15 protein-coding genes are annotated in these 20,859 nt (G+C 55.6%); 14 read left to right on the top strand and 1 reads right to left on the bottom strand.

Features of this window, described 5'->3' with window-relative positions; all coding sequences use genetic code 11:
• Positions 1-22 precede the first annotated feature (22 nt).
• Both AC2FCQ_RS12185 and AC2FCQ_RS12180 read left to right on the top strand, forming a co-directional pair.
• Entirely contained in the window at positions 23-586 is a 564-nt protein-coding gene (locus AC2FCQ_RS12185; RefSeq protein WP_404760753.1) for a GNAT family N-acetyltransferase, read from the top strand.
• Positions 580-1,089 carry a P-loop nucleotide/nucleoside kinase family protein gene (locus AC2FCQ_RS12180; RefSeq protein WP_209638234.1) on the top strand — a complete coding sequence of 170 codons (510 nt, stop codon included), beginning with the start codon at positions 580-582 and terminating at the stop codon, positions 1,087-1,089. The genes AC2FCQ_RS12185 and AC2FCQ_RS12180 overlap by 7 nt, the downstream gene beginning before the upstream one ends.
• A 6-nt stretch (positions 1,090-1,095) precedes the next feature.
• On the opposite strand, the gene AC2FCQ_RS12175 is transcribed toward AC2FCQ_RS12180, so the two are convergent.
• Positions 1,096-2,049, bottom strand: a complete 954-nt coding sequence (locus AC2FCQ_RS12175) for an aldo/keto reductase (protein ID WP_209638235.1) — start codon at positions 2,047-2,049, stop codon at positions 1,096-1,098.
• 268 nt (positions 2,050-2,317) lie between these two features.
• Between AC2FCQ_RS12175 and AC2FCQ_RS12170 the strand changes: the two genes are divergently transcribed.
• The 12 genes from AC2FCQ_RS12170 to AC2FCQ_RS12115 all read left to right on the top strand — a co-directional run bounded on the left by AC2FCQ_RS12170 (position 2,318) and on the right by AC2FCQ_RS12115 (position 20,822).
• Positions 2,318-3,565, top strand: coding sequence for an MdtA/MuxA family multidrug efflux RND transporter periplasmic adaptor subunit (locus AC2FCQ_RS12170; RefSeq protein WP_265555402.1), 1,248 nt, complete (start codon positions 2,318-2,320; stop codon positions 3,563-3,565).
• Positions 3,565-6,684 (top strand): MdtB/MuxB family multidrug efflux RND transporter permease subunit, encoded by a 3,120-nt coding sequence (locus AC2FCQ_RS12165; RefSeq protein ID WP_490308251.1) that lies wholly within the window; start codon positions 3,565-3,567, stop codon positions 6,682-6,684. The genes AC2FCQ_RS12170 and AC2FCQ_RS12165 overlap by 1 nt, the downstream gene beginning before the upstream one ends.
• Positions 6,681-9,761, top strand: a complete 3,081-nt coding sequence (gene mdtC / locus AC2FCQ_RS12160; RefSeq protein WP_209638238.1) for a multidrug efflux RND transporter permease subunit MdtC — start codon at positions 6,681-6,683, stop codon at positions 9,759-9,761. Before AC2FCQ_RS12165 ends, mdtC begins: the two co-directional genes overlap by 4 nt.
• Positions 9,762-9,771: 10 nt before the next feature.
• Entirely contained in the window at positions 9,772-11,202 is a 1,431-nt protein-coding gene (locus tag AC2FCQ_RS12155) for an MFS transporter (protein ID WP_265555397.1), read from the top strand.
• Entirely contained in the window at positions 11,202-12,584 is a 1,383-nt protein-coding gene (baeS, locus tag AC2FCQ_RS12150; protein ID WP_265555396.1) for an envelope stress sensor histidine kinase BaeS, read from the top strand. The genes AC2FCQ_RS12155 and baeS overlap by 1 nt, the downstream gene beginning before the upstream one ends.
• Positions 12,584-13,300, top strand: coding sequence for an envelope stress response regulator BaeR (baeR, locus tag AC2FCQ_RS12145; RefSeq protein ID WP_209638241.1), 717 nt, complete (start codon positions 12,584-12,586; stop codon positions 13,298-13,300). Before baeS ends, baeR begins: the two co-directional genes overlap by 1 nt.
• A gap of 300 nt (positions 13,301-13,600) precedes the next feature.
• The gene (locus AC2FCQ_RS12140; RefSeq protein ID WP_209638242.1) at positions 13,601-13,939 is read left to right on the top strand and encodes a YegP family protein; all 339 of its coding nucleotides are present in this window, start codon (positions 13,601-13,603) and stop codon (positions 13,937-13,939) included.
• Positions 13,940-14,240: 301 nt separating this feature from the next.
• On the top strand, positions 14,241-15,593 hold the full coding sequence (gene trhP, locus AC2FCQ_RS12135) for a prephenate-dependent tRNA uridine(34) hydroxylase TrhP (RefSeq protein ID WP_209638243.1): 1,353 nt from the start codon (positions 14,241-14,243) through the stop codon (positions 15,591-15,593).
• Between the two features lie 476 nt (positions 15,594-16,069).
• Complete coding sequence (gene yegS, locus AC2FCQ_RS12130; RefSeq protein WP_209638244.1) at positions 16,070-16,984, top strand: lipid kinase YegS; 915 nt, start codon at positions 16,070-16,072, stop codon at positions 16,982-16,984.
• 216 nt (positions 16,985-17,200) lie between these two features.
• Positions 17,201-18,415: a D-mannonate dehydratase ManD gene (gene manD / locus AC2FCQ_RS12125; RefSeq protein ID WP_209638245.1), complete on the top strand. Its 1,215-nt coding sequence runs from the start codon at positions 17,201-17,203 to the stop codon at positions 18,413-18,415.
• 14 nt (positions 18,416-18,429) lie between these two features.
• Complete coding sequence (locus AC2FCQ_RS12120; RefSeq protein ID WP_490308329.1) at positions 18,430-19,446, top strand: Zn-dependent oxidoreductase; 1,017 nt, start codon at positions 18,430-18,432, stop codon at positions 19,444-19,446.
• Positions 19,447-19,532: 86 nt separating this feature from the next.
• Positions 19,533-20,822, top strand: a complete 1,290-nt coding sequence (locus AC2FCQ_RS12115) for an MFS transporter (protein ID WP_490308253.1) — start codon at positions 19,533-19,535, stop codon at positions 20,820-20,822.
• The last annotated feature ends 37 nt before the right edge of the window (positions 20,823-20,859 follow it).

Below are 20,859 nucleotides of genomic sequence, written 5' to 3'. Positions count from 1 at the left end.
CTTGGTTACTGGAGGAAAGTCGATGTGTGAAATATTTCCCCTGGAAACTGACAGGCTGCGGTTGCGTGCCTGGCGTGACGATGATCTGCCCGCCTTCGCTGCCCTTAATGCCGATCCTCAGGTCATGCGTTATTTCCCCGCCCCGCTCAGTTCCGCGCAAAGTGACGCACTCGCCGACAAGATCCGCCTGTTCATGCAACAGCATGGTTGGGGCTTATGGGCACTGGAAGTGAAAGGCGGAGCACCTTTTATCGGCTTTGTTGGGTTGGCTATTCCTGCTGATGATCTCCCCTGTTCGCCCTGCGTAGAAATTGGCTGGCGGTTGGCGGCAGCACACTGGGGCAAAGGCTACGCCAGTGAAGCGGCCGAGGCCGCATTGCACTATGCCTTCGAACACCTGAATCTGGCAGAAGTGGTGTCCTTTACCGCCGACGCTAACCAACCGTCGCGCCGGGTGATGGAACGCATCGGCATGACGTCCAAGGGGGAAAGTTTCCTTCATCCACGGCTACCCCAAGGCCATCCGCTGCAAAAACATGTACTGTATCGGCTGGGGCAACAATTATGGCGGGAGCAACAATGCTGATCGTTTTTTCCGGGCTGCCGGGCAGCGGCAAAACTACGCTGGCACGGGCGCTGGCAGGTGCATTATCGGCAATTCATCTGCGAATCGACACCCTGGAACAGGCAATCCGTGACAGCGGTGCCTTAGCCAGTGACGTAGGCCCATCAGGCTATTTTGCCGCCTATGGCGTCGCTGAGGATAACCTGCGTCTGGGCCACACCGTGATCGCCGATTCGGTTAACCCACTGCCTGTCACCCGTGAAGCCTGGCATCAGGTTGCGCTCCGGACTGGCAGAACCTGTATTGATATTGAAGTGTTCTGTTCAGACAGTGCGGAGCACCGCCGAAGGATCGAAACCCGAGGCGGCGACATTGCCGGGCTACGATTGCCCAACTGGCAGGATGTCAGTAACCACGATTACATCCCCTGGAACATGCCAGTGGCCTCTATTGATACCGCAGGATGTACAATTGAAGCCTGCCTGACGCAGCTGCTTCAGTTGATCGATACCGCCCGCGGTTAATCTCGATTACCAGGCGCTGGCTTCATTCAAGGTGCTGATATCATCCGCATCCAGCCGAAGCCGGGTGGCGCTAACCAGCTCATCCAACTGTTTTAAGGACGTGGCGCTGACGATAGGTGCAGTAATGCTGGGCCGCGCGATCAGCCAGGCCAGTGAAACCTGTGCCGGCGTGGTGTGGTGCTTCTTCGCCACCTGATCCAAGCCTGCCAGAATGCTAAAGCCCCGCGGATTAAGGTACTGCGCGATCACTCTGTCGCCACGCTGACTTTTGCCGATATCGTGTTCACTGCGGTATTTCCCCGTCAGAAAACCGCTGGCCAGCGAGAAGAAGTTAATCACGCCCAACCCATGACGCTGCGCAACGGCCTCCAATCCCTGCTCATAGCCCGCCCGCGCATACAGGTTATATTCCGGTTGCAGGGTTTCGTAACGCGCCAGCCCTTCCTGCTTACTGATATTGAGGGCTTCTTCCAGACGATCGGCCTGGTAGTTAGACGCCCCTATTGCCCGCACTTTGCCGGCCTTGATTAATGCATCAAACGCCGCCAACGTTTCCGCAAGCGGCGTATCCCGATCGTCATCATGGGACTGATACAGATCGATATAGTCGGTCTGCAGACGGCGCAGGGAATCCTCCACCGCTTGCTGAATATAACGTGGCGACAGCCCCTGTTTACCCTCGCCCATCGGTTTGCCTACTTTGGTGGCGATAATCACCTGGTCGCGCTTGCCGCTCTTTTTCAACCATTCGCCAATCGTGGTTTCCGATTCCCCACCCACATTGCCCGGCGCCCAGCTCGAATACACATCCGCGGTATCGATAAAATTGAGCTGATTTTCCACCAGCGCATCTAACAGGCTGAATGAGGTTTCACGATCCGCCGTCCAGCCAAACACGTTACCGCCGAAGGTCAATGCTGGTACTTTGATGCCTGAACGGCCCAGTTCTTTATGACTCATTGCATGCTCCATGGAGTTAATGATTTGCAGGTTAATTATTAGCGTGAAGGCAGAAAGTTCGCTAAAACCTATTCGCTATAAGCCGGATGCCATCGCTTATAAACATAGCACGATCAAATCTACAACTTATTCGGACAATGCTGACGGTTCCTCCATATTTCCTTCATTTTTATGCCGTCTTTCCTCGCTAAACTAGTATTCTGTAAGGAGTGTATTTTTTTGGCAATGCGTGCCCACGCACCTGCCCTTTGGAGAGATTTTCGCCACCATGAATGCAAAAAACCCTCGTCGTTCACTGATACTGCGCCTGCTGGTGGTCATCATCGTGGCGATTGCCGCCGTATTGATTTGGCGTCACTTCAGCGCAGCGCAGCCAGCCGCAGAGACGGCGCCGAGTGCACGTCGCACCGGTGCGAATCCAGCGGGTGCAAGCCACGCAGGTGGCCGACGTGGTGGCTCTATATCACCGGTACAGGCCGCGACGGCTACCCAGCAGACCGTTCCCCGCTACCTGATCGGTCTGGGCACGGTCACTGCCGCCAATACTGTCACCGTAACCAGTCGGGTTGACGGACAATTGATGTCATTGCATTTCACCGAAGGGCAACAGGTAAAAGCCGGGGACTTGCTGGCCGTCATCGATCCTCGCCCTTACCAGGTTCTGTTAACTCAGGCACAAGGCCAATTGGCAAAAGATCAGGCCACGCTCGCTAACGCGCGACGCGATCTGGCACGCTACCAGCAACTGGTCAAAACCAATCTGATTTCACGCCAAGAGCTGGATACCCAAGTGTCGTTGGTCCAGCAAACGGAAGGGGCCATTAAGGCAGACCAAGGCGCCGTCGACAGCGCGCAGCTGCAGTTGACGTACAGTAAGATCATTGCACCTATCTCAGGCCGCGTCGGGTTGAAGCAGGTGGATATGGGGAATTACATCACCAGCGGCACCACTGCCATTGTAGTGATCACGCAAACCCATCCGATCGACGTGGTGTTCACCCTGCCGGAAGGCAATATCAGCGATATCGTCAAGGCGCAGAAGGCCGGCCCGGTGAGCGTGGATGCCTGGGGCCGCACCAATAAAGCCCTGTTGGCGCAGGGCAGCCTGCTCAGCCTTGATAACCAGATCGACACCACCACCGGTACGATTAAATTGAAAGCGCAATACGCCAACGAAGACGATGCGCTGTTCCCTAACCAGTTTGTGAATGCGCGCCTGAAAGTCGCAACATTGCAGGACGCGGTCGTGGTGCCTACCGCCGCCGTGCAAATGGGCAACGAAGGTAACTTCGTCTGGACCATGGATGCAGAAAATAAGGTCAGTAAGCATCTCGTGACCCTGGGTATTGAAGACAGCCAAAATGTGGTTATCGCCAGCGGGCTCAACGCCGGACAACGGGTAGTGACCGACGGTATTGACCAATTGATTGAAGGCATGAAGGTGGAAGTGGTCACACCGCAGACCAAAACGACTGACAGCAGTGCCAAACCGCATACCAAGCGGGAGAAATCCTGATGCAGGTGATGACACCGAACCCCGGTGGTGGTCCATCCCGCCTATTTATCTTGCGCCCAGTAGCCACCACGCTGTTGATGGTGGCTATCTTGCTGGCGGGGATTATCGGTTATCGCTCACTGCCAGTATCTGCCTTGCCTGAAGTAGATTACCCCACCATTCAAGTGGTGACGTTATACCCCGGCGCCAGTCCAGATGTCGTGACATCGGCAATTACCGCCCCACTGGAACGCCAGTTCGGCCAAATGTCCGGGCTTAAACAAATGCTGTCGCAGAACTCCGGCGGTGCATCGGTGATCACGCTGCAATTCCAATTGGCACTGTCGTTAGATGTCGCCGAACAGGAAGTGCAGGCAGCGATTAACTCTGCCACGAACCTGCTGCCGACCGACCTGCCCTCCCCCCCCATTTACAGCAAGGTTAACCCTGCCGATCCGCCTATTTTGACGCTGGCCGTGACCTCAACCGCCATGCCGATGACCCAGGTGGAGGATATGGTGGAAACCCGGGTCGCACAGAAAATATCCCAGGTGACCGGCGTTGGGTTGGTGACGCTGTCCGGCGGTCAACGGCCTGCCGTACGCGTTAAACTCAATGCCCCCGCCATGGCCGCCAATGGACTGGACAGCGAAACGGTTCGCACGGCCATTACCGGTGCCAACGTCAACTCGGCCAAGGGGAGCCTGGACGGCCCGGCGCGTTCAGTCACGCTGTCCGCCAACGATCAGATGAAGTCAGCCGATGAATATCGTCAGCTGATTGTCGCTTATAAAAATGGCGCGCCAATTCGGTTACAGGATATTGCGACCGTTGAACAGGGTGCCGAAAATACCCGGCTGGCCGCCTGGGCCAACAAGCAGCCGGCGATCGTGCTGAACATCCAGCGCCAGCCGGGGGTCAACGTCATTACCACCGCCGACAGCATCCGTGAGATGTTGCCCACGCTGATCAAAAGCCTGCCGAAGTCAGTCGACGTCAAGGTGCTGACGGACCGTACTACCACTATTCGCGCCTCCGTCAGCGACGTGCAATTTGAGCTGCTACTGGCTGTCGCCCTGGTAGTGATGGTCATTTACATCTTCCTGCGTAACGTGCCGGCCACCCTAATTCCGAGCGTTGCGGTGCCGCTGTCACTGATCGGCACCTTTGCCGTCATGTACTTTCTCGGCTTTTCGATCAACAACCTGACGTTAATGGCACTGACTATTGCCACCGGGTTTGTGGTCGATGACGCGATTGTGGTGATCGAAAACATCTCTCGCTATATCGAAAAAGGCGAAAAACCGCTCGATGCCGCGTTAAAAGGTGCCGGTGAAATCGGCTTCACCATTATTTCATTGACCTTCTCACTGGTGGCGGTGCTGATCCCGCTGCTGTTTATGGGGGATATTGTCGGCCGCTTGTTCCGAGAGTTTGCCGTCACGCTGGCCGTTGCGATTTTGATTTCGGCCTTTATTTCCCTGACGCTGACGCCAATGATGTGCGCACGCATGCTGAGCCATGAATCGCTGCGCAAGCAGAACCGTTTTTCTGCTGCTTCTGAGCGTTTCTTCGAGCGCGTGATTGCCGGCTACGGCGTTTGGCTGAAAAAAGTGCTTGATCACCAGTGGTTAACGCTCGGCGTGGCACTGAGTACCATGGCGCTCACGGTGCTGCTGTATCTGTTTATTCCGAAAGGGTTTTTCCCCATTCAGGATAACGGTTTGATACAGGGCACGCTGGAAGCACCGCAGTCGGTATCCTTCAGTAAAATGGCAGAACTGCAACAACAGGTGGCCGCCCAACTGCTGCAAGATCCGGCAGTGGAAAGCCTCACCTCGTTTATCGGCGTGGATGGCACCAATGCCGCCCTTAACAGCGGCCGTCTGCAAATCAACCTCAAACCCCTGAGCGAACGCAGCGGCAGCCTGCAAGAAATCATCAACAGGATGCAGCAACAGGCCGCTAAGCTACCCGGCCTGAATTTGTATCTGCAACCCGTGCAAGATTTGACCATCGATACGCAGGTCAGCCGTACCCAGTACCAGTTTACCCTGCAAGCCATGTCGCTGGAGCAGCTCAGCCAATGGGTGCCACAGTTGGTCGATGAACTGCGACAAACCCCGGCATTGCAAGACGTCAGCAGCGACTGGCAAGATCAGGGGTTGGAAGCCTATATCAACGTCGACCGCGACTCAGCCTCTCGGTTGGGTGTCCAAATGAGCGACGTGGACAGCGCGCTGTATAACGCCTTTGGCCAGCGGTTAATCTCCACCATCTACACTCAGGCGAACCAGTATCGCGTGGTGCTGGTGCATGACGTGCAGGCTACACCGGGCCTGGCTGCTTTGAACGATATCCGCCTGACCAGCAGTAACGGCACCATCGTGCCGCTGAACACGATTGCTAAAATCGAGCAGCGCAACGGGCCGTTATCCATCAACCATCTTGACCAATTCCCAGCCACCACGGTGTCGTTCAACGTGGCGGAGGGGTATTCACTTGAGCAGGCGGTCAATGCCATTACCCAGGTTGAGAAAAACCTCAACATGCCGAAAGACATCACCACCAAATTCCAAGGGGCAACGCTGGCGTTTCAGGCCGCACTCGGCAATACGCTGTGGCTTATCCTGGCCGCCGTGGTGGCAATGTATATCGTACTGGGCGTGCTGTATGAGAGCTTTATCCACCCGGTCACTATCCTCTCCACGCTGCCAACCGCCGGGGTTGGTGCGCTGCTAGCCTTGATGATGGCCGGCAGCGAGCTGGACGTGATCGCCATTATCGGCATCATCTTGCTGATCGGTATCGTGAAGAAAAACGCCATCATGATGATCGACTTCGCGCTCGCCGCCGAGCGTGAACAGGGCATGACGCCGTATGATGCGATCTATCAGGCTTGTCTGCTGCGCTTTAGGCCGATTTTAATGACCACGCTGGCCGCGTTGCTAGGGGCACTTCCGCTGATGCTCAGTACCGGTGTGGGCGCAGAGCTGCGCCGCCCGCTCGGCATCTGTATGGTGGGCGGCCTGATCATGAGCCAGATACTGACGTTATTTACTACCCCGGTGATTTACCTGCTGTTTGACAAACTGGCGCGCAATACTCACGTCAAAGAAGAATCGCAGGAGACACCGTGAAATTCTTCTCGCTGTTTATCTTTAGGCCGGTCGCGACGACCCTGCTGACGCTGGCGATTGCGTTAGCCGGGGCGCTGGGGTTTAGCCTGTTGCCGGTCGCCCCTTTGCCGCAGGTAGACTACCCGGTGATCTCTATCACTGCCACTCTGCCGGGCGCCGATCCAGAAACCATGGCGACCTCTGTCGCCACGCCATTGGAGCGCGCACTCGGCCGCATCGCCGGGGTCAATGAAATGACCTCCATGAGCTCACTGGGCAGCACCCGCATTATCCTGCAGTTTGATCTTAACCGTGATATCAATGGCGCTGCGCGTGACGTGCAGGCGGCGATCAACGCGGCACAAAGCCTGCTGCCCTCCGGCATGCCAAGCCGCCCCACCTATCGCCAGATGAACCCCTCCGACGCGCCGATCATGATCCTGACGCTGACGTCCGATACTTACAACCAGGGGCAACTTTATGACTTCGCGTCCACCCAATTGGCGCAAAAAATCTCGCAGACCGATGGCGTAGGCGATGTCACCGTGGGCGGGAGCTCCTTACCGGCAGTGCGCGTCGAGTTAAATCCGTCCGCGCTGTTTAACCAGGGCGTATCACTAGACAGTGTGCGCCAGGCTATCAGCAACGCCAACCTGCGTACGCCGCTGGGGTCGGCGGAAAGTCAGGACAAACGCTGGCAGATACAAAGCAACGATCAAATCAAGAAGGCAGAAGGCTACAAGCCGCTGATCGTGCATTACAACAACGGTTCAGCCGTACGCCTCAGCGACGTCGCTGACGTCATTGATTCGGTTCAGGACGTCCGCAATGCCGGCATGACCAATGCCCAACCGGCCATTCTGCTGGTGGTAAGCCGTTCGCCAGATGCCAACATTATTGATACCGTCGATCGTATCCGCGCGGAACTGCCAAACCTGAGGGAGAGCATCCCCGCGTCGATCAAATTGAACATTGCCCAGGACCGTTCTCCGACCATTCGTGCCTCACTGGCCGAGGTGGAACAATCGCTGGTGATCGCCATCGCGTTAGTGATCCTGGTCGTTTTTGCCTTCCTGCGCTCCGGGCGCGCCACGTTGATCCCGGCAGTCGCCGTACCGGTTTCACTGATTGGTACCTTCGCCGCCATGTACCTGTGCGGCTTTAGCCTGAACAATCTGTCACTGATGGCGCTCACGATCGCGACGGGCTTTGTGGTGGACGACGCCATCGTGGTCCTGGAGAATATCTCGCGCCACGTCGAAGCCGGTATGAAACCGCTCCAGGCCGCTCTGCAGGGGATCCGTGAAGTCGGTTTTACCGTGCTCTCGATGAGTATGTCGCTGGTGGCGGTGTTTATTCCGCTGCTCTTGATGGACGGTCTGCCTGGCCGTCTGTTCCGCGAATTTGCCGTCACCTTGTCAGTGTCGATCGGCCTGTCATTACTGATATCTTTGACCCTGACGCCAATGATGTGCGCCTATTTGCTGCGCCAGCAACCGGCACACTCGCAGCGGCGGGTTCGGGGTTTTGGCAAACTGTTGTTGAAGCTGCAACAAGGCTACGGGCGTTCGCTGAACTGGGTGCTCAATCATTCGCGTTGGGTGCTGGTTGTACTGTTGGCCACCGTGGCACTGAATGTTTGGTTGTACATCAGCATCCCAAAAACCTTTTTCCCGGAGCAGGATACCGGCCGTCTGATGGGGTCAATTCAGGCTGACCAGAGTATCTCGTTCCAATCGATGCGCGTGAAGCTGCAAGATTTTATGACCATTGTGCGTGATGACCCCGCCGTGGATAACGTCACAGGCTTTACCGGCGGTTCGCGCACCAACAGCGGTTCAATGTTTATCTCCCTGAAACCGCTGTCCGAACGCAAGGAAAACGCTCAACAGGTGATTGCCCGCTTGCGCGCAAAATTGGCGAAGGAACCGGGGGCCAGCCTGTTCCTCATGGCCGTTCAGGATATTCGCGTGGGCGGCAGACAGGCCAATGCCAGCTATCAGTACACCCTACTTTCTGACGATTTGAGCGCCCTGCGCACCTGGGAGCCTAAAATCCGCACCGCCCTGGCCGCGCTGCCCGAACTGGCAGACGTCAACTCGGATCAACAGGATAAAGGCTCGGAAATGGACCTGATTTATGACCGTGACACCATGGCGCGGCTGGGTATCTCGGTTTCCGACGCCAATAACCTGCTCGACAACGCTTTTGGCCAGCGCCAGATATCCACCATTTACCAACCGCTCAATCAGTACAAGGTGGTCATGGAGGTGGCTCCGGCCTATACGCAAGACGTCAGCTCTCTGGATAAAATGTTCATTATCAACAGTGAAGGCAAAGCGATCCCCTTGTCCTACTTTGCCCACTGGCAGCCGGCCAATGCGCCTTTGGCCGTAAACCATCAGGGGCTTTCTGCCGCCTCGACCATTTCGTTTAACCTGCCGCTCGGTTACAGTCTGGGGGATGCTACCGATGCCGTAACCCGTGCCATGACTGCGCTCGGCGTTCCCTCGACCGTACGCGGCGCCTTTGCCGGAACGGCGCAGGTCTTCCAGGAGACGCTGAAATCCCAGGTGATCCTGATCCTGGCGGCGATAGCCACGGTATATATCGTGCTCGGTATTCTCTATGAAAGTTATATTCATCCGCTGACTATCTTGTCCACCCTGCCCTCCGCAGGCGTGGGTGCATTGCTGGCGCTGGAGCTTTTCGGGGCGCCGTTCAGCCTGATAGCATTGATTGGCATCATGCTGTTGATCGGCATTGTGAAGAAAAACGCCATCATGATGGTCGACTTCGCTCTTGATGCGCAGCGCAACGGCGGTATCAGCGCACGTGATGCCATTTTCCAGGCATGTCTACTGCGTTTCAGACCGATCATGATGACCACATTGGCCGCGTTGTTCGGCGCTCTGCCGCTGGTGCTAACCAGCGGTGACGGTGCTGAATTGCGCCAACCGCTGGGGATCACCATCGCCGGTGGGCTGGTGATGAGCCAACTGTTGACGCTGTACACCACGCCGGTGGTCTATCTGTATTTTGACCGATTGCAGATGAAGTTACGTCGCGGCAAGAAATTGGTTCCGCTGCCTCAATAATGGTTGCCTGATGCTCATAAAACATACCGCCTCAGTACAGTGGCAACTCTGGATTGTGGCGTTCGGCTTCTTCATGCAGACGCTGGACACCACCATCGTCAATACCGCCCTGCCGTCGATGGCCGTCAGCCTGGGGGAGAATCCGCTGCGCATGCAGTCCGTGATCGTTTCCTATGTGTTGACGGTAGCGGTGATGCTGCCCGCCAGCGGCTGGCTGGCGGACCGGGTTGGGGTGCAGCGGGTATTTTTCAGCGCCATCGTCCTGTTCACGCTGGGTTCCATCCTGTGTGCCCGTTCTGAAACCCTCAATGAGCTGATCGCCTCGCGGGTCATTCAGGGGATTGGCGGGGCGATGATGGTGCCGGTTGGCCGGTTGACGGTGATGAAAATCGTCCCGCGCGAACAGTACATGGCAGCGATGACCTTCGTCACCCTACCCGGCCAAATCGGCCCACTGATGGGGCCGGCACTGGGTGGATTTCTCGTCCAGTACGCCAGTTGGCACTGGATTTTCCTGATCAATATTCCAGTCGGCATTGCCGGGGCCATCGCCACGCTATTGTTAATGCCTAACTACCGTATGCAGACGCGGCGCTTTGACATCAGCGGTTTTATCATGCTGGCGATCGGCATGGCGACGCTGACCCTGGCGCTTGATGGACACAAAGGGATGGGGCTGTCGGCGACCGCTATCTCAGGCCTGGTTGCAGCCGGTGTGGCGGCATTGGCCGGCTATTGGTGGCATGCGCACGGCAACAGTCGCGCGTTATTCTCACTCAGGCTGTTCAAAACGCAGACCTACAAGGTGGGGCTGACGGCAAGCCTGCTGGGCCGTATCGGCAGCGGTATGTTGCCGTTTATGACCCCGCTATTTATGCAAGTTGGCATGGGGTTTTCCCCGTTCCACGCCGGATTGATGATGATCCCGATGATCATCGGCAGTATGGGAATGAAGCGGATCGTGGTACGGGTCGTTAACCGTTTTGGGTACCGCAATGTGCTGGTGGCCGCCACGCTGATGCTGGCGCTGGTCAGCCTCAGTTTCCCGTTGGTGGCGATGATCGGCTGGATCTGGCTTTTGCCCGTGGTGCTGTTCTTCCAGGGAATGGTCAATTCACTGCGCTTCTCGGCAATGAACACCCTCACGCTCAAGGACCTGCCGGACAGGCTGGCCAGCAGTGGGAACAGCCTGCTTTCGATGGTGATGCAACTGTCGATGAGCCTCGGCGTCAGCCTCGCCGGTATTCTTATTGGCAGCTTTGCCCATCATCAGGTGGTCACCGACAGCCCGGCAATTCACAGCGCATTTATTTACAGCTACTGCTGCATGGCATTGATCATTGCCCTGCCCGCACTGGCCTTCGCCCGCGTCCCGGCTGATACCGCGCCCAACCGTACGCTGACCAAAGAGCCGGGGACCGGCACCACGAGGTTGCAATAATGAAACTAGGCATTACCGGCAAGCTGTTCATGGCCATTTTCGCCACCTGCATGCTGGTGTTAATCACCATGCATTGGGGCGTTCGTGTCAGCTTTGAACGCGGCTTTATCGACTACATCAAGAACAGCAACGAACAACGTATCAACATGCTGAGTGAAGCGCTGGAAGAACAATACAGTCGCCACGGCAACTGGGTTTTTCTGCGCAATAACGATCAGGTGATTTACCAGATCATGCGCTCGTTCGAACAAAACAGCGACAGCAGCCACAACTTGCCGCCCAAGGGGTGGCGCACCCAGTTCTGGGTGGTAGACAGCCAGTTTAACCGCCTGGTGGGCCATTCAGGCCCGGTGCCGAAAGAAGGCCCGCGCCATCCGATTCGTTACAACAATGAAATTGTCGGTTGGGTGATCACCACCCCAATAGAGAGGCTAACGCGCAACACCGACATTAATTTCGATCAACAGCAAAGGCGCACCAGTTGGATGATAGTCGCCCTTTCCACACTGTTAGCGGCGGCCGTTACCTGGCTAATGTCGCGCGGGTTGCTGGCCCCGGTCAAACGGTTGGTTGCCGGTACTCATCGGCTGGCCGCGGGGGATTTCAGCACCCGTGTGGCGGTCAGCAGCCAGGATGAGTTAGGGCGGCTGGCACAGGACTTTAACCAGCTTGCCACCTCTCTGGAAAAAAACGAACAGATGCGGCGCGCCGTTATGGCTGACGTCTCTCATGAGTTGCGCACCCCGTTGGCGGTATTGCGCGGCGAACTGGAAGCGTTACAGGACGGCGTGCGCCAACCCACCCCCGCTTCACTCAATTCGTTGCAGGCAGAAGTCTCCACCCTGACCAAACTGGTGGACGATCTGCATCAGCTGTCGTTATCCGATCTGGGCGCACTCGCCTACCGTAAATCCCCGGTCGACTGCGTGCATCTACTGCAAATTGCGGTTGCCAGTTTCCGCGAGCGGTTTCGTGCCAAGGGGCTGGAGATTGTGACTCTGCTGCCTGAACAGGCACCGCTGTTTGGCGATCCCGATCGCCTCAACCAGCTATTTAATAACCTGCTGGAAAACAGCCTGCGGTACACCGACGCGGGCGGTAAGTTGGAAATCGGCGCTGAACAATCGCCAGACTGCTTGCGTGTTTACTGGCAAGACAGTGCACCTGGCGTCACTGACGAACAGTTGGCGCGTATTTTTGAACGTTTCTACCGCACCGAAGGTTCGCGCAATCGCGCCAGCGGCGGCTCGGGTCTGGGGCTGTCGATCTGTCAAAATATTGTGGAAGCGCACAACGGGACGATCCACGCACAGCACTCGCCTTTAGGCGGCGTGCGGATTACAGTAGAATTTGCCACCCCGTTAATGAATAAGGCGTCATGATGGAAACCCAGAATCAACCGTTGCAGATTATGATTGTTGAAGATGAACCCAAACTCGGTCAGCTGTTGGTGGATTATCTGCAGGCTGCAGGGTACGCCACGCATTGGCTGACCAACGGCAGCGAGGTGGTGCCTGCGGTACATGAGCATAGCCCTGCACTGATCCTGTTGGATCTGATGCTACCGGGGGCCGATGGGTTGACGGTTTGCCGCGAACTGCGCCGCTTTACCGATGTCCCGGTTGTGATGGTGACGGCGAAGATTGAGGAGATCGATCGCTTGCTGGGGCTGGAGATCGGTGCAGACGATTATATCTGCAAGCCTTACAGCCCGCGTGAAGTGGTCGCTCGAGTAAAAACCATCCTGCGCCGCTGCCATCGCCCGCTGGATAATTCGCAGGAAGAAACGCAGCTTCACATCGATGAACCGCGTTTTCAGGCCAGCTATCAGAACCATATGCTGGATCTCACGCCCGCAGAATTTCGTCTGCTGAAAACCCTCGCCAGCCAGCCGGGTAACGTATTCTCACGCGAACAGCTGTTGAACAACCTGTATGACGACTACCGGGTAGTGACCGATCGCACCATCGACAGCCATATCAAAAACCTGCGGCGTAAGCTGGAGCTGATCGACGGAGAAAAATCCTTCATCCGTTCGGTATACGGTGTGGGATACCGCTGGGAAGCCGAGGCCTGTCGGCTGGTAAATGGACTTTAACCGGCCGGACGTCCGGTCCTCTACCGCCAACCCCGCACCATGCCGAATGCCCGGTAGTGAGTCACTCACGTCGCGCCGCGGCTCTGTGCGTGTGCGGCGGTAAGCCACGCCGCCTTGTGCCATCACAATCCTCCATTAGCTTCCTGTGCTACAGCACGATTCGCTGATTGAAACTCAACGCCAGCGCAAAAAAATTGCGTATTTTTTGCGCTACGCTTCTCAGATAAGGTTTGTTAGCCGCTCAGTTTCACGCTATTGGCTACACTTACATCACTTATCGGAACCCACAGGAGAGGAACCATGGCAATCGGTCACTATGAGCTGAAAAAAGCAAAGAATGGACAGTACCACTTCAACCTGAAAGCCAGTAATGGCGAAATCATTTTGGCCAGTGAGATGTACGCCAGCAAAGCCTCGGCGGAAAATGGCATTGCCTCTGTGCAAACCAATTCACCTCACGAAGCGCAATATGAACTGAAACACAGCACCAGCAATCAGCCTTACTTTGTCCTGAAAGCCAAAAACCATCAGGTAATCGGCGTCAGCGAAATGTACAGCTCTGAAACTGCGGCAAAAAACGGTATTCAGTCGGTGATCAAGAATGGCCCGAGCACCGACGTGCGCGATGTAAGCGCATAACAGCATCTGTGCGGCGCGCGATGGCCGCCATCGCGCGTTTTTCTTATGACCAGGATCAATCTCCCTGTAATAAATCCGGTTACCTGCTGATTTCTTGCCGCGCTACCGCTACAATTCCCCGCTTTTACTGCGCCATTTGGGGCGCGTTATACCCACTGGCTTTCCTACCGCAGCCAGGCGGCAAATTCGTGAGTCTCCAGGCGCTTGGTAAACCCAGTGACCAGGATGAACGAATACCGCCAACAGCGCTGCGGTTATAAAGACAGAGGTATACTGACCTGAAATCAGACCGAGACTCATTATGTTTACTCCGGAACTCCTCTCCCCGGCCGGCACGCTGAAAAACATGCGTTACGCCTTTGCCTATGGTGCTGACGCGGTGTATGCCGGCCAGCCACGTTACAGCCTGCGGGTGCGCAACAACGAATTCAATCACGAGAACCTGGCGCAGGGCATTAACGAAGCCCACGCACTGGGTAAGAAATTCTACGTGGTCGTGAATATCGCTCCGCACAATGCCAAACTGAAAACCTTCTTGCGCGATCTTAAACCTGTGATCGACATGGGCCCCGACGCGCTGATCATGTCCGATCCCGGCCTGATCATGATGGTGCGTGAGGCCTTCCCGCACATGGATATTCACCTGTCGGTACAGGCAAATGCGGTGAACTGGGCAACGGTGAAATTCTGGCAGCAAATGGGGCTGACGCGGGTGATCTTGTCGCGTGAACTGTCGCTCGAAGAGATCGCCGAGATCCGCACTCAAGTGCCAGACATGGAGCTGGAGATTTTCGTCCATGGCGCCCTGTGCATGGCCTACTCCGGCCGCTGCCTGTTGTCCGGTTATATCAACAAACGCGATCCGAATCAGGGCACATGCACCAACGCCTGTCGCTGGCAGTACAAAGCGGAAGAAGGCAAAGAAGACGATACCGGTAATATCGTGCATATCCATGAGCCTATCCCGGTACAAACCGTTGAACCAACATTGGGTATCGGTGCGCCAACCGACAAAGTGTTCATGCTCTCAGAAGCCCAAAAACCGGGCGAGTATATGAGCGCCTTCGAGGATGAACACGGCACTTACATCATGAACTCGAAAGATCTGCGTGCCATTCAGCACGTGGAACGTCTGACACAGCTCGGCGTACATTCGCTTAAAATCGAAGGCCGCACCAAATCCTTCTACTACTGCGCCCGCACTGCACAAGTCTACCGCCGCGCTATCGACGACGCGGTTGCCGGCAAACCGTTCGATGCCACATTGCTCACCACGCTGGAAGGCCTGGCGCATCGCGGTTACACCGAAGGTTTCCTGCGTCGCCACGTGCATGACGCGCAGCAAAATTACGATTACGGCTCTTCATTGTCTGAACGCCAGCAGTTTGTCGGTGAATTTACCGGCGTGCGCCGTGACGGTTGGGCTGAAGTCGATGTGAAAAACAAGTTTCTGCTCGGTGATAGCGTAGAAATGATGACCCCCGGCGGTAACGTCCTGTTTACCCTGGAGAGCATGCAAAATAAGAAAGGCGAGGCGATCGACGTGGCGCCTGGCAATGGGCATATCGTTTATTTGCCGATCCCACAAGATATCGATCTCAATTACGCGCTGCTGATCAGAAATTTGCCGGATACCAATAGTCCTGCGGCATAAAATGCAGATTACGCGGCTTTAATGGCGTTTTTTAGCAAATATTAGAATTGGATCACATCAATTAGTTCGCAGCTTGGTTACCATCAGGCTGCTTAAAACTAAGAACGAAAAATATTTGCATAGCAATACTAGGAACCACCTCCTTAGCCGGTCCAATCTCCCTTGGACTGGCTTTTTCTTTGGTAGAAAAGAAATATCTATAGAAATATATCCATGATATTTCAATTACATGACACCTCTGTCTTTAATAACGCTCACGACTATTTCGATATAAAAATAATGCTACAGCGATAAGTTAATTCATTAACTAAAATCGTTAACACGGCTACGACATATATCTCAAATTAAGCCAATCATTCAGAGATAACCACTGTGTAATGGTTATTCATCCGAATTAACTGAATATTCTTATGGTCTGCCGCCGATAGGTAGTTTATCGTTGATCACTATCTGTTTTTAGCCGGGAGATATCAGGAATGCATCCATCAGCACCCGCGCTTCTTATCATTAATGGTAAAAGCGCCGGCAACGAAGAGCTCCGTATTGCAGTACAAACGCTGCGGGATGAAGGCCTGACACTGCATGTTCGCGTTACCTGGGAATATGGGGACGCCGCGCGTTATGCACAGGAAGCCTGCCAACTGGGGGTAGCCACGCTGATTGCCGGCGGGGGCGATGGCACGATCAACGAAGTCGCCGCCGCGCTGACCGCCTTACCTGCAGATAAACGGCCCGCGCTGGGTATTGTGCCTCTGGGCACGGCCAACGACTTCGCCATGGCCTGCAATATCCCACCGATGCCGGAACAGGCGCTACGGTTGGCGATGAAAGGCCGCGCCGTCCCTATCGATTTGGCGAAGGTGAATGATAAACGCTATTTTATCAATATGGCGACGGGCGGCTTCGGTACCCGAATCACTACCGAGACGCCAGAAAAGCTAAAGGCGGTGCTGGGCGGTGTTTCCTACTTTATCCACGGCCTGCTGCGCATGGATACGCTCAAGGCCGATCGCTGCGAAATCCGTGGGCCGGATTTCCATTGGGCCGGTGATGCGTTGGTGATTGGCATCGGTAACGGCAAACAGGCCGGAGGTGGACAGCAATTGTGCCCAGATGCCCTTATCAACGACGGATTGCTGCAACTACGCCTACTGATCGCGGACGAGTTATTGCCGGCATTGGTGGCTAGCCTGTTTAACGGTGAAGAAAACAAAAACGTGATCGGCGCCGCGTTACCCTGGTTGGAAATCAGTGCCCCCCATGAGATGACGTTTAATCTCGACGGAGAACCGCTGAAGGGAACCCGCTTCCGCATTGAAGTCCTGCCCAATGCCATCGAGTGCCGCCTGCCCCCTAATTGCGAACTACTCGGACAGACGTCTTCACGTTAATCGCTGCCAGCGGCGCCCAGCAGAACGTTGAGCGCCCCAGGTAGGCTGGCACAGCCTCTGTGCCGCCCCCCTTAACATCCCCCTGTCCTCTGCACTTTATTCTGCGATGAAATGTGATCTTCTCCGGCAAATCCTTTAAATCATACTTGTATGGTAGTTAGTTCATGGCGTATTTTTTGCCCATTCGAATCACCCTTGGCAAGAGGATTAGCCGTTATGAAGATCATTAACGCAGAGGTATTTGTGACCTGCCCAGGCAGGAATTTTGTCACGCTAAAGATCACCACTGACGACGGAATTACCGGTATCGGCGACGCAACGCTTAATGGCCGTGAACTGCCGGTTGCGTCCTATCTGAAAGATCACGTCTGCCCACAATTGATCGGGCGAGACGCACACCAGATCGAAGACATCTGGCAATTCTTCTACAAAGGCGCCTACTGGCGGCGCGGCCCCGTCACCATGTCTGCCATCTCCGCCGTAGACATGGCCCTGTGGGACATCAAGGGTAAGGCCGCCAACATGCCGCTGTATCAGTTATTGGGCGGCGCATCACGCACCGGTGTGATGGTTTACTGCCATACCACCGGTCATTCCATCGACGAAGTCCTCGATGACTACGCCAAGCATAAAGAATTGGGCTTTAAGGCCATCCGCGCGCAGTGCGGCGTACCGGGCATGAAAACCACTTATGGCATGGCCAAGGGCAAGGGGTTGGCGTATGAGCCGGCCACCAAGGGCAACTGGCCGGAAGAGCAGTTGTGGTCAACGGAAAAGTACCTCGACTTCACCCCCAAGCTGTTCGACGCCGTGCGCAACCGGTTCGGCTTCGATGAGCATTTGCTGCACGACATGCACCACCGGCTAACGCCCATTGAGGCTGCGCGCTTTGGTAAAAGCATTGAGCAGTACCGGCTGTTCTGGATGGAGGATCCAACGCCTGCGGAAAACCAGGAATGCTTCCGCCTGATCCGCCAGCACACCGTCACACCCATCGCCGTCGGCGAAGTGTTCAACAGCATCTGGGACTGCAAGCAACTGATTGAAGAACAACTGATCGATTATATCCGTACCACCCTCACCCACGCTGGCGGGATCACCGGCATGCGCCGCATTGCCGATTTTGCTTCGCTGTATCAAGTGCGTACCGGCTCACACGGCCCCTCCGATCTGTCGCCCATCTGCATGGCGGCGGCGCTGCACTTTGATCTGTGGGTACCGAACTTCGGCGTTCAGGAATACATGGGTTATTCCGAGCAAATGCTCGAGGTCTTCCCACATAACTGGAGTTTCAACGACGGTTATATGCACCCCGGCAACAAACCGGGCCTGGGCATTGAGTTCGATGAAAAACGGGCTGCCCGTTATCCCTACGAGCCCGCTTATCTGCCGGTCGCACGCCTGGAGGATGGCACCTTATGGAATTGGTAACAGGAGGACGCACCATGCACAGCGTGGTTATTGAACAGCCCGGTCGGCTGACTATCCAACAGCGCCCCTTGCCGCAGCCCGCCGCCGATGAAGTGCGCGTAAAGGTTAAATTTGCCGGTATTTGTGGTTCTGATGTACATATTTATCATGGTCACAACCCGTTCGCCCGCTATCCGCGCGTGATCGGTCATGAATTTTTTGGCGTGATTGACCAGGTCGGTAGCGAGGTTGATCCACAGCGCCTTGGCGAACGCGTTTCCGTCGATCCGGTCGTCAGCTGTGGTCATTGCTACCCGTGTTCTATCGGTCGCCCCAACGTTTGTACCGAACTACAGGTGATCGGCGTACATCGGGACGGCGGGTTCAGCGATTATGCCTGTGCCCCGGCGCGCAATGCCTACCCTGTTGCAGATAACATCAGCGACCGTCACGCCGCCATGATAGAACCCTTCACCATTGCCGCCAATATTACTGCCCACCTGCAACCCAACGCCGACGATATTGCGTTGATCTACGGGGCCGGACCGATGGGGTTAACGGTGATCCAAACGCTGAAAGGCGTCTACGGCGTGAAGCACGTGATCGTCACCGATCGTATTCCTGAACGCCTGATGATGGCACAGGAGAACGGGGCCGACTGGACATTCAATAACGCCGACGCGTCGCTGTCTGCAGAACTGGAACAACGCGGTATCCGCCCGACGTTGATTGTTGACGCAGCCTGCCACCCGAGCATTTTGCAGGAGGCCATTCATCTTGCTTCACCGGCAGCGCGTATCGGTATTATGGGGTTCTCCGGTGACGCCTGTACCCTGACCCAACAAAGCATCACCAGTAAAGAGCTGTCGATTTTCTCCTCACGCCTTAACAGTGCACGCTTCCCGCAGGTCATCGATTGGATGGCCAGCGGGAAAATCAGCCCACAGAAATTAATCACCCATTGCGTACCCGCCGAAGACGTCGAGCAGGCAATGTTGATGTTCGAACAAGACCAGCGCACCTGCTGCAAAGTGTTACTGCAATTTAGTTAGTTTTTTCACCGGGGCATCGAGCGGTGATACCGCCCTTGCAGACAACAAAGCATCGCGATTAAAACAACATCAAGTGGAGTGCTTTCATGTTTAAGAATCTGCGTTGGACCATCGTATTCCTGCTGTTTATGGTTTACATGATCAACTACCTCGACCGCGTCGCGCTGTCGATTACCGTGCCAATGATCGAGAAAGATCTGATGCTGAATGCCGAACAGTTCGGCATCATCTTTGGCAGCTTCTTCTTCGGTTACGCCATCTTTAACTTTATCGGCGGGCTGGCAGTAGACAAATTCGGCCCAACGTTGGTTCTCGGCATCGCCGTTGGCCTGTGGTCAATCTTCTGCGGCATGACGGCGTTAGCCACCGGCTTCTATTCCATGCTGATCTTGCGCGTGCTGTTCGGCATGGCCGAAGGGCCGATCTGCGCCTCCGCCAATAAAATGATCAACGGCTGGTTCCCGAAAAAACAGGCGGCGACCGCAATGGGCCTGCTCAGCGCCGGTTCCCCTTTGGGCGGTGCCGTCGCGGGGCCGATCGTCGGTTATCTGGCGCTGGCGTTCGGTTGGCGGCCCGCGTTTATGATTATCTGCTCGATCGGCATTGTCTGGATGCTGGTGTGGTTCTTTGTGGTGGCAGATAACCCGGCGAAAAGTAAACGCGTCAGCGATGAAGAACTCGCGCTGATTAACCAAATGAAAGAAGAGACTCACAGCGCAGAGGAAGAACTGAGCCATGCCGCACACGGCCTGGGCTACTACCTGAAACAACCGATTATCCTGGTCACTGCGTTCGCCTTCTTCTGCTACAACTATATCCTGTTCTTCTTCCTGAGCTGGTTTCCGTCCTATTTGGTGCAGGCGCATAACCTGAACATCAAGGAAATGAGCCTCACCACCATGATTCCGTGGATTGTCGGTTTTGTCGGGTTGGCGCTCGGCGGGTATATCTCTGACAAGATTTTCAATATTACCGGCAAGCTGCTGCTGTCGCGCAAGATTGTGTTGGTCACCAGCTTGCTGGCGGCAGCCATCTGCGTAGCACTGGCTGGTACCGTCAGCAGTGTGGTCCCGGCGGTAATGCTGATGTCAGTGTCGATCTTCTTCCTGTACATCACCGGCGCTATTTACTGGGCAATCATTCAAGACGTTGTGCATAAATCCCGCGTCGGGAGTGCCAGCGGCTTCATCCACCTGGTCGGTAGCGTTTCCGGCATTATCGGACCGATAGTTACCGGCTATATTGTGCAAAACACCGGCAAATTCGACAGCGCCTTTATGCTGGCAGGCGGCGTGGCGGCGCTCGGTGCGGTACTGGTCTTGTTGGTGATCAAAGCACCGCGCAACACCGCGCAACCGCAAATCTCAAAATCCTAATGCAATCGGGCGGCCATCGCCGCCCGGTCCCTCTGTC

This window comes from Serratia sp. CoH_134_PS_4 (assembly GCF_058190535.1).
Note: the sequence above shows the minus strand (reverse complement) of the source record. Positions and strands in the feature narration are given on the sequence as shown.

Coding starts and splice junctions, on each gene's coding strand:
- AC2FCQ_RS12170 (WP_265555402.1), top strand. CDS start 2,318: ATGAATGCAAAAAACCCTCGTCGTTCACTGATACTGCGCCTGCTGGTG.
- manD (WP_209638245.1), top strand. CDS start 17,201: ATGAAGATCATTAACGCAGAGGTATTTGTGACCTGCCCAGGCAGGAAT.
- AC2FCQ_RS12140 (WP_209638242.1), top strand. CDS start 13,601: ATGGCAATCGGTCACTATGAGCTGAAAAAAGCAAAGAATGGACAGTAC.
- AC2FCQ_RS12115 (WP_490308253.1), top strand. CDS start 19,533: ATGTTTAAGAATCTGCGTTGGACCATCGTATTCCTGCTGTTTATGGTT.
- yegS (WP_209638244.1), top strand. CDS start 16,070: ATGCATCCATCAGCACCCGCGCTTCTTATCATTAATGGTAAAAGCGCC.
- AC2FCQ_RS12155 (WP_265555397.1), top strand. CDS start 9,772: ATGCTCATAAAACATACCGCCTCAGTACAGTGGCAACTCTGGATTGTG.
- AC2FCQ_RS12175 (WP_209638235.1), bottom strand. CDS start 2,049: ATGAGTCATAAAGAACTGGGCCGTTCAGGCATCAAAGTACCAGCATTG.
- AC2FCQ_RS12165 (WP_490308251.1), top strand. CDS start 3,565: ATGCAGGTGATGACACCGAACCCCGGTGGTGGTCCATCCCGCCTATTT.
- trhP (WP_209638243.1), top strand. CDS start 14,241: ATGTTTACTCCGGAACTCCTCTCCCCGGCCGGCACGCTGAAAAACATG.
- AC2FCQ_RS12185 (WP_404760753.1), top strand. CDS start 23: ATGTGTGAAATATTTCCCCTGGAAACTGACAGGCTGCGGTTGCGTGCC.
- baeS (WP_265555396.1), top strand. CDS start 11,202: ATGAAACTAGGCATTACCGGCAAGCTGTTCATGGCCATTTTCGCCACC.
- AC2FCQ_RS12120 (WP_490308329.1), top strand. CDS start 18,430: ATGCACAGCGTGGTTATTGAACAGCCCGGTCGGCTGACTATCCAACAG.
- baeR (WP_209638241.1), top strand. CDS start 12,584: ATGGAAACCCAGAATCAACCGTTGCAGATTATGATTGTTGAAGATGAA.
- AC2FCQ_RS12180 (WP_209638234.1), top strand. CDS start 580: ATGCTGATCGTTTTTTCCGGGCTGCCGGGCAGCGGCAAAACTACGCTG.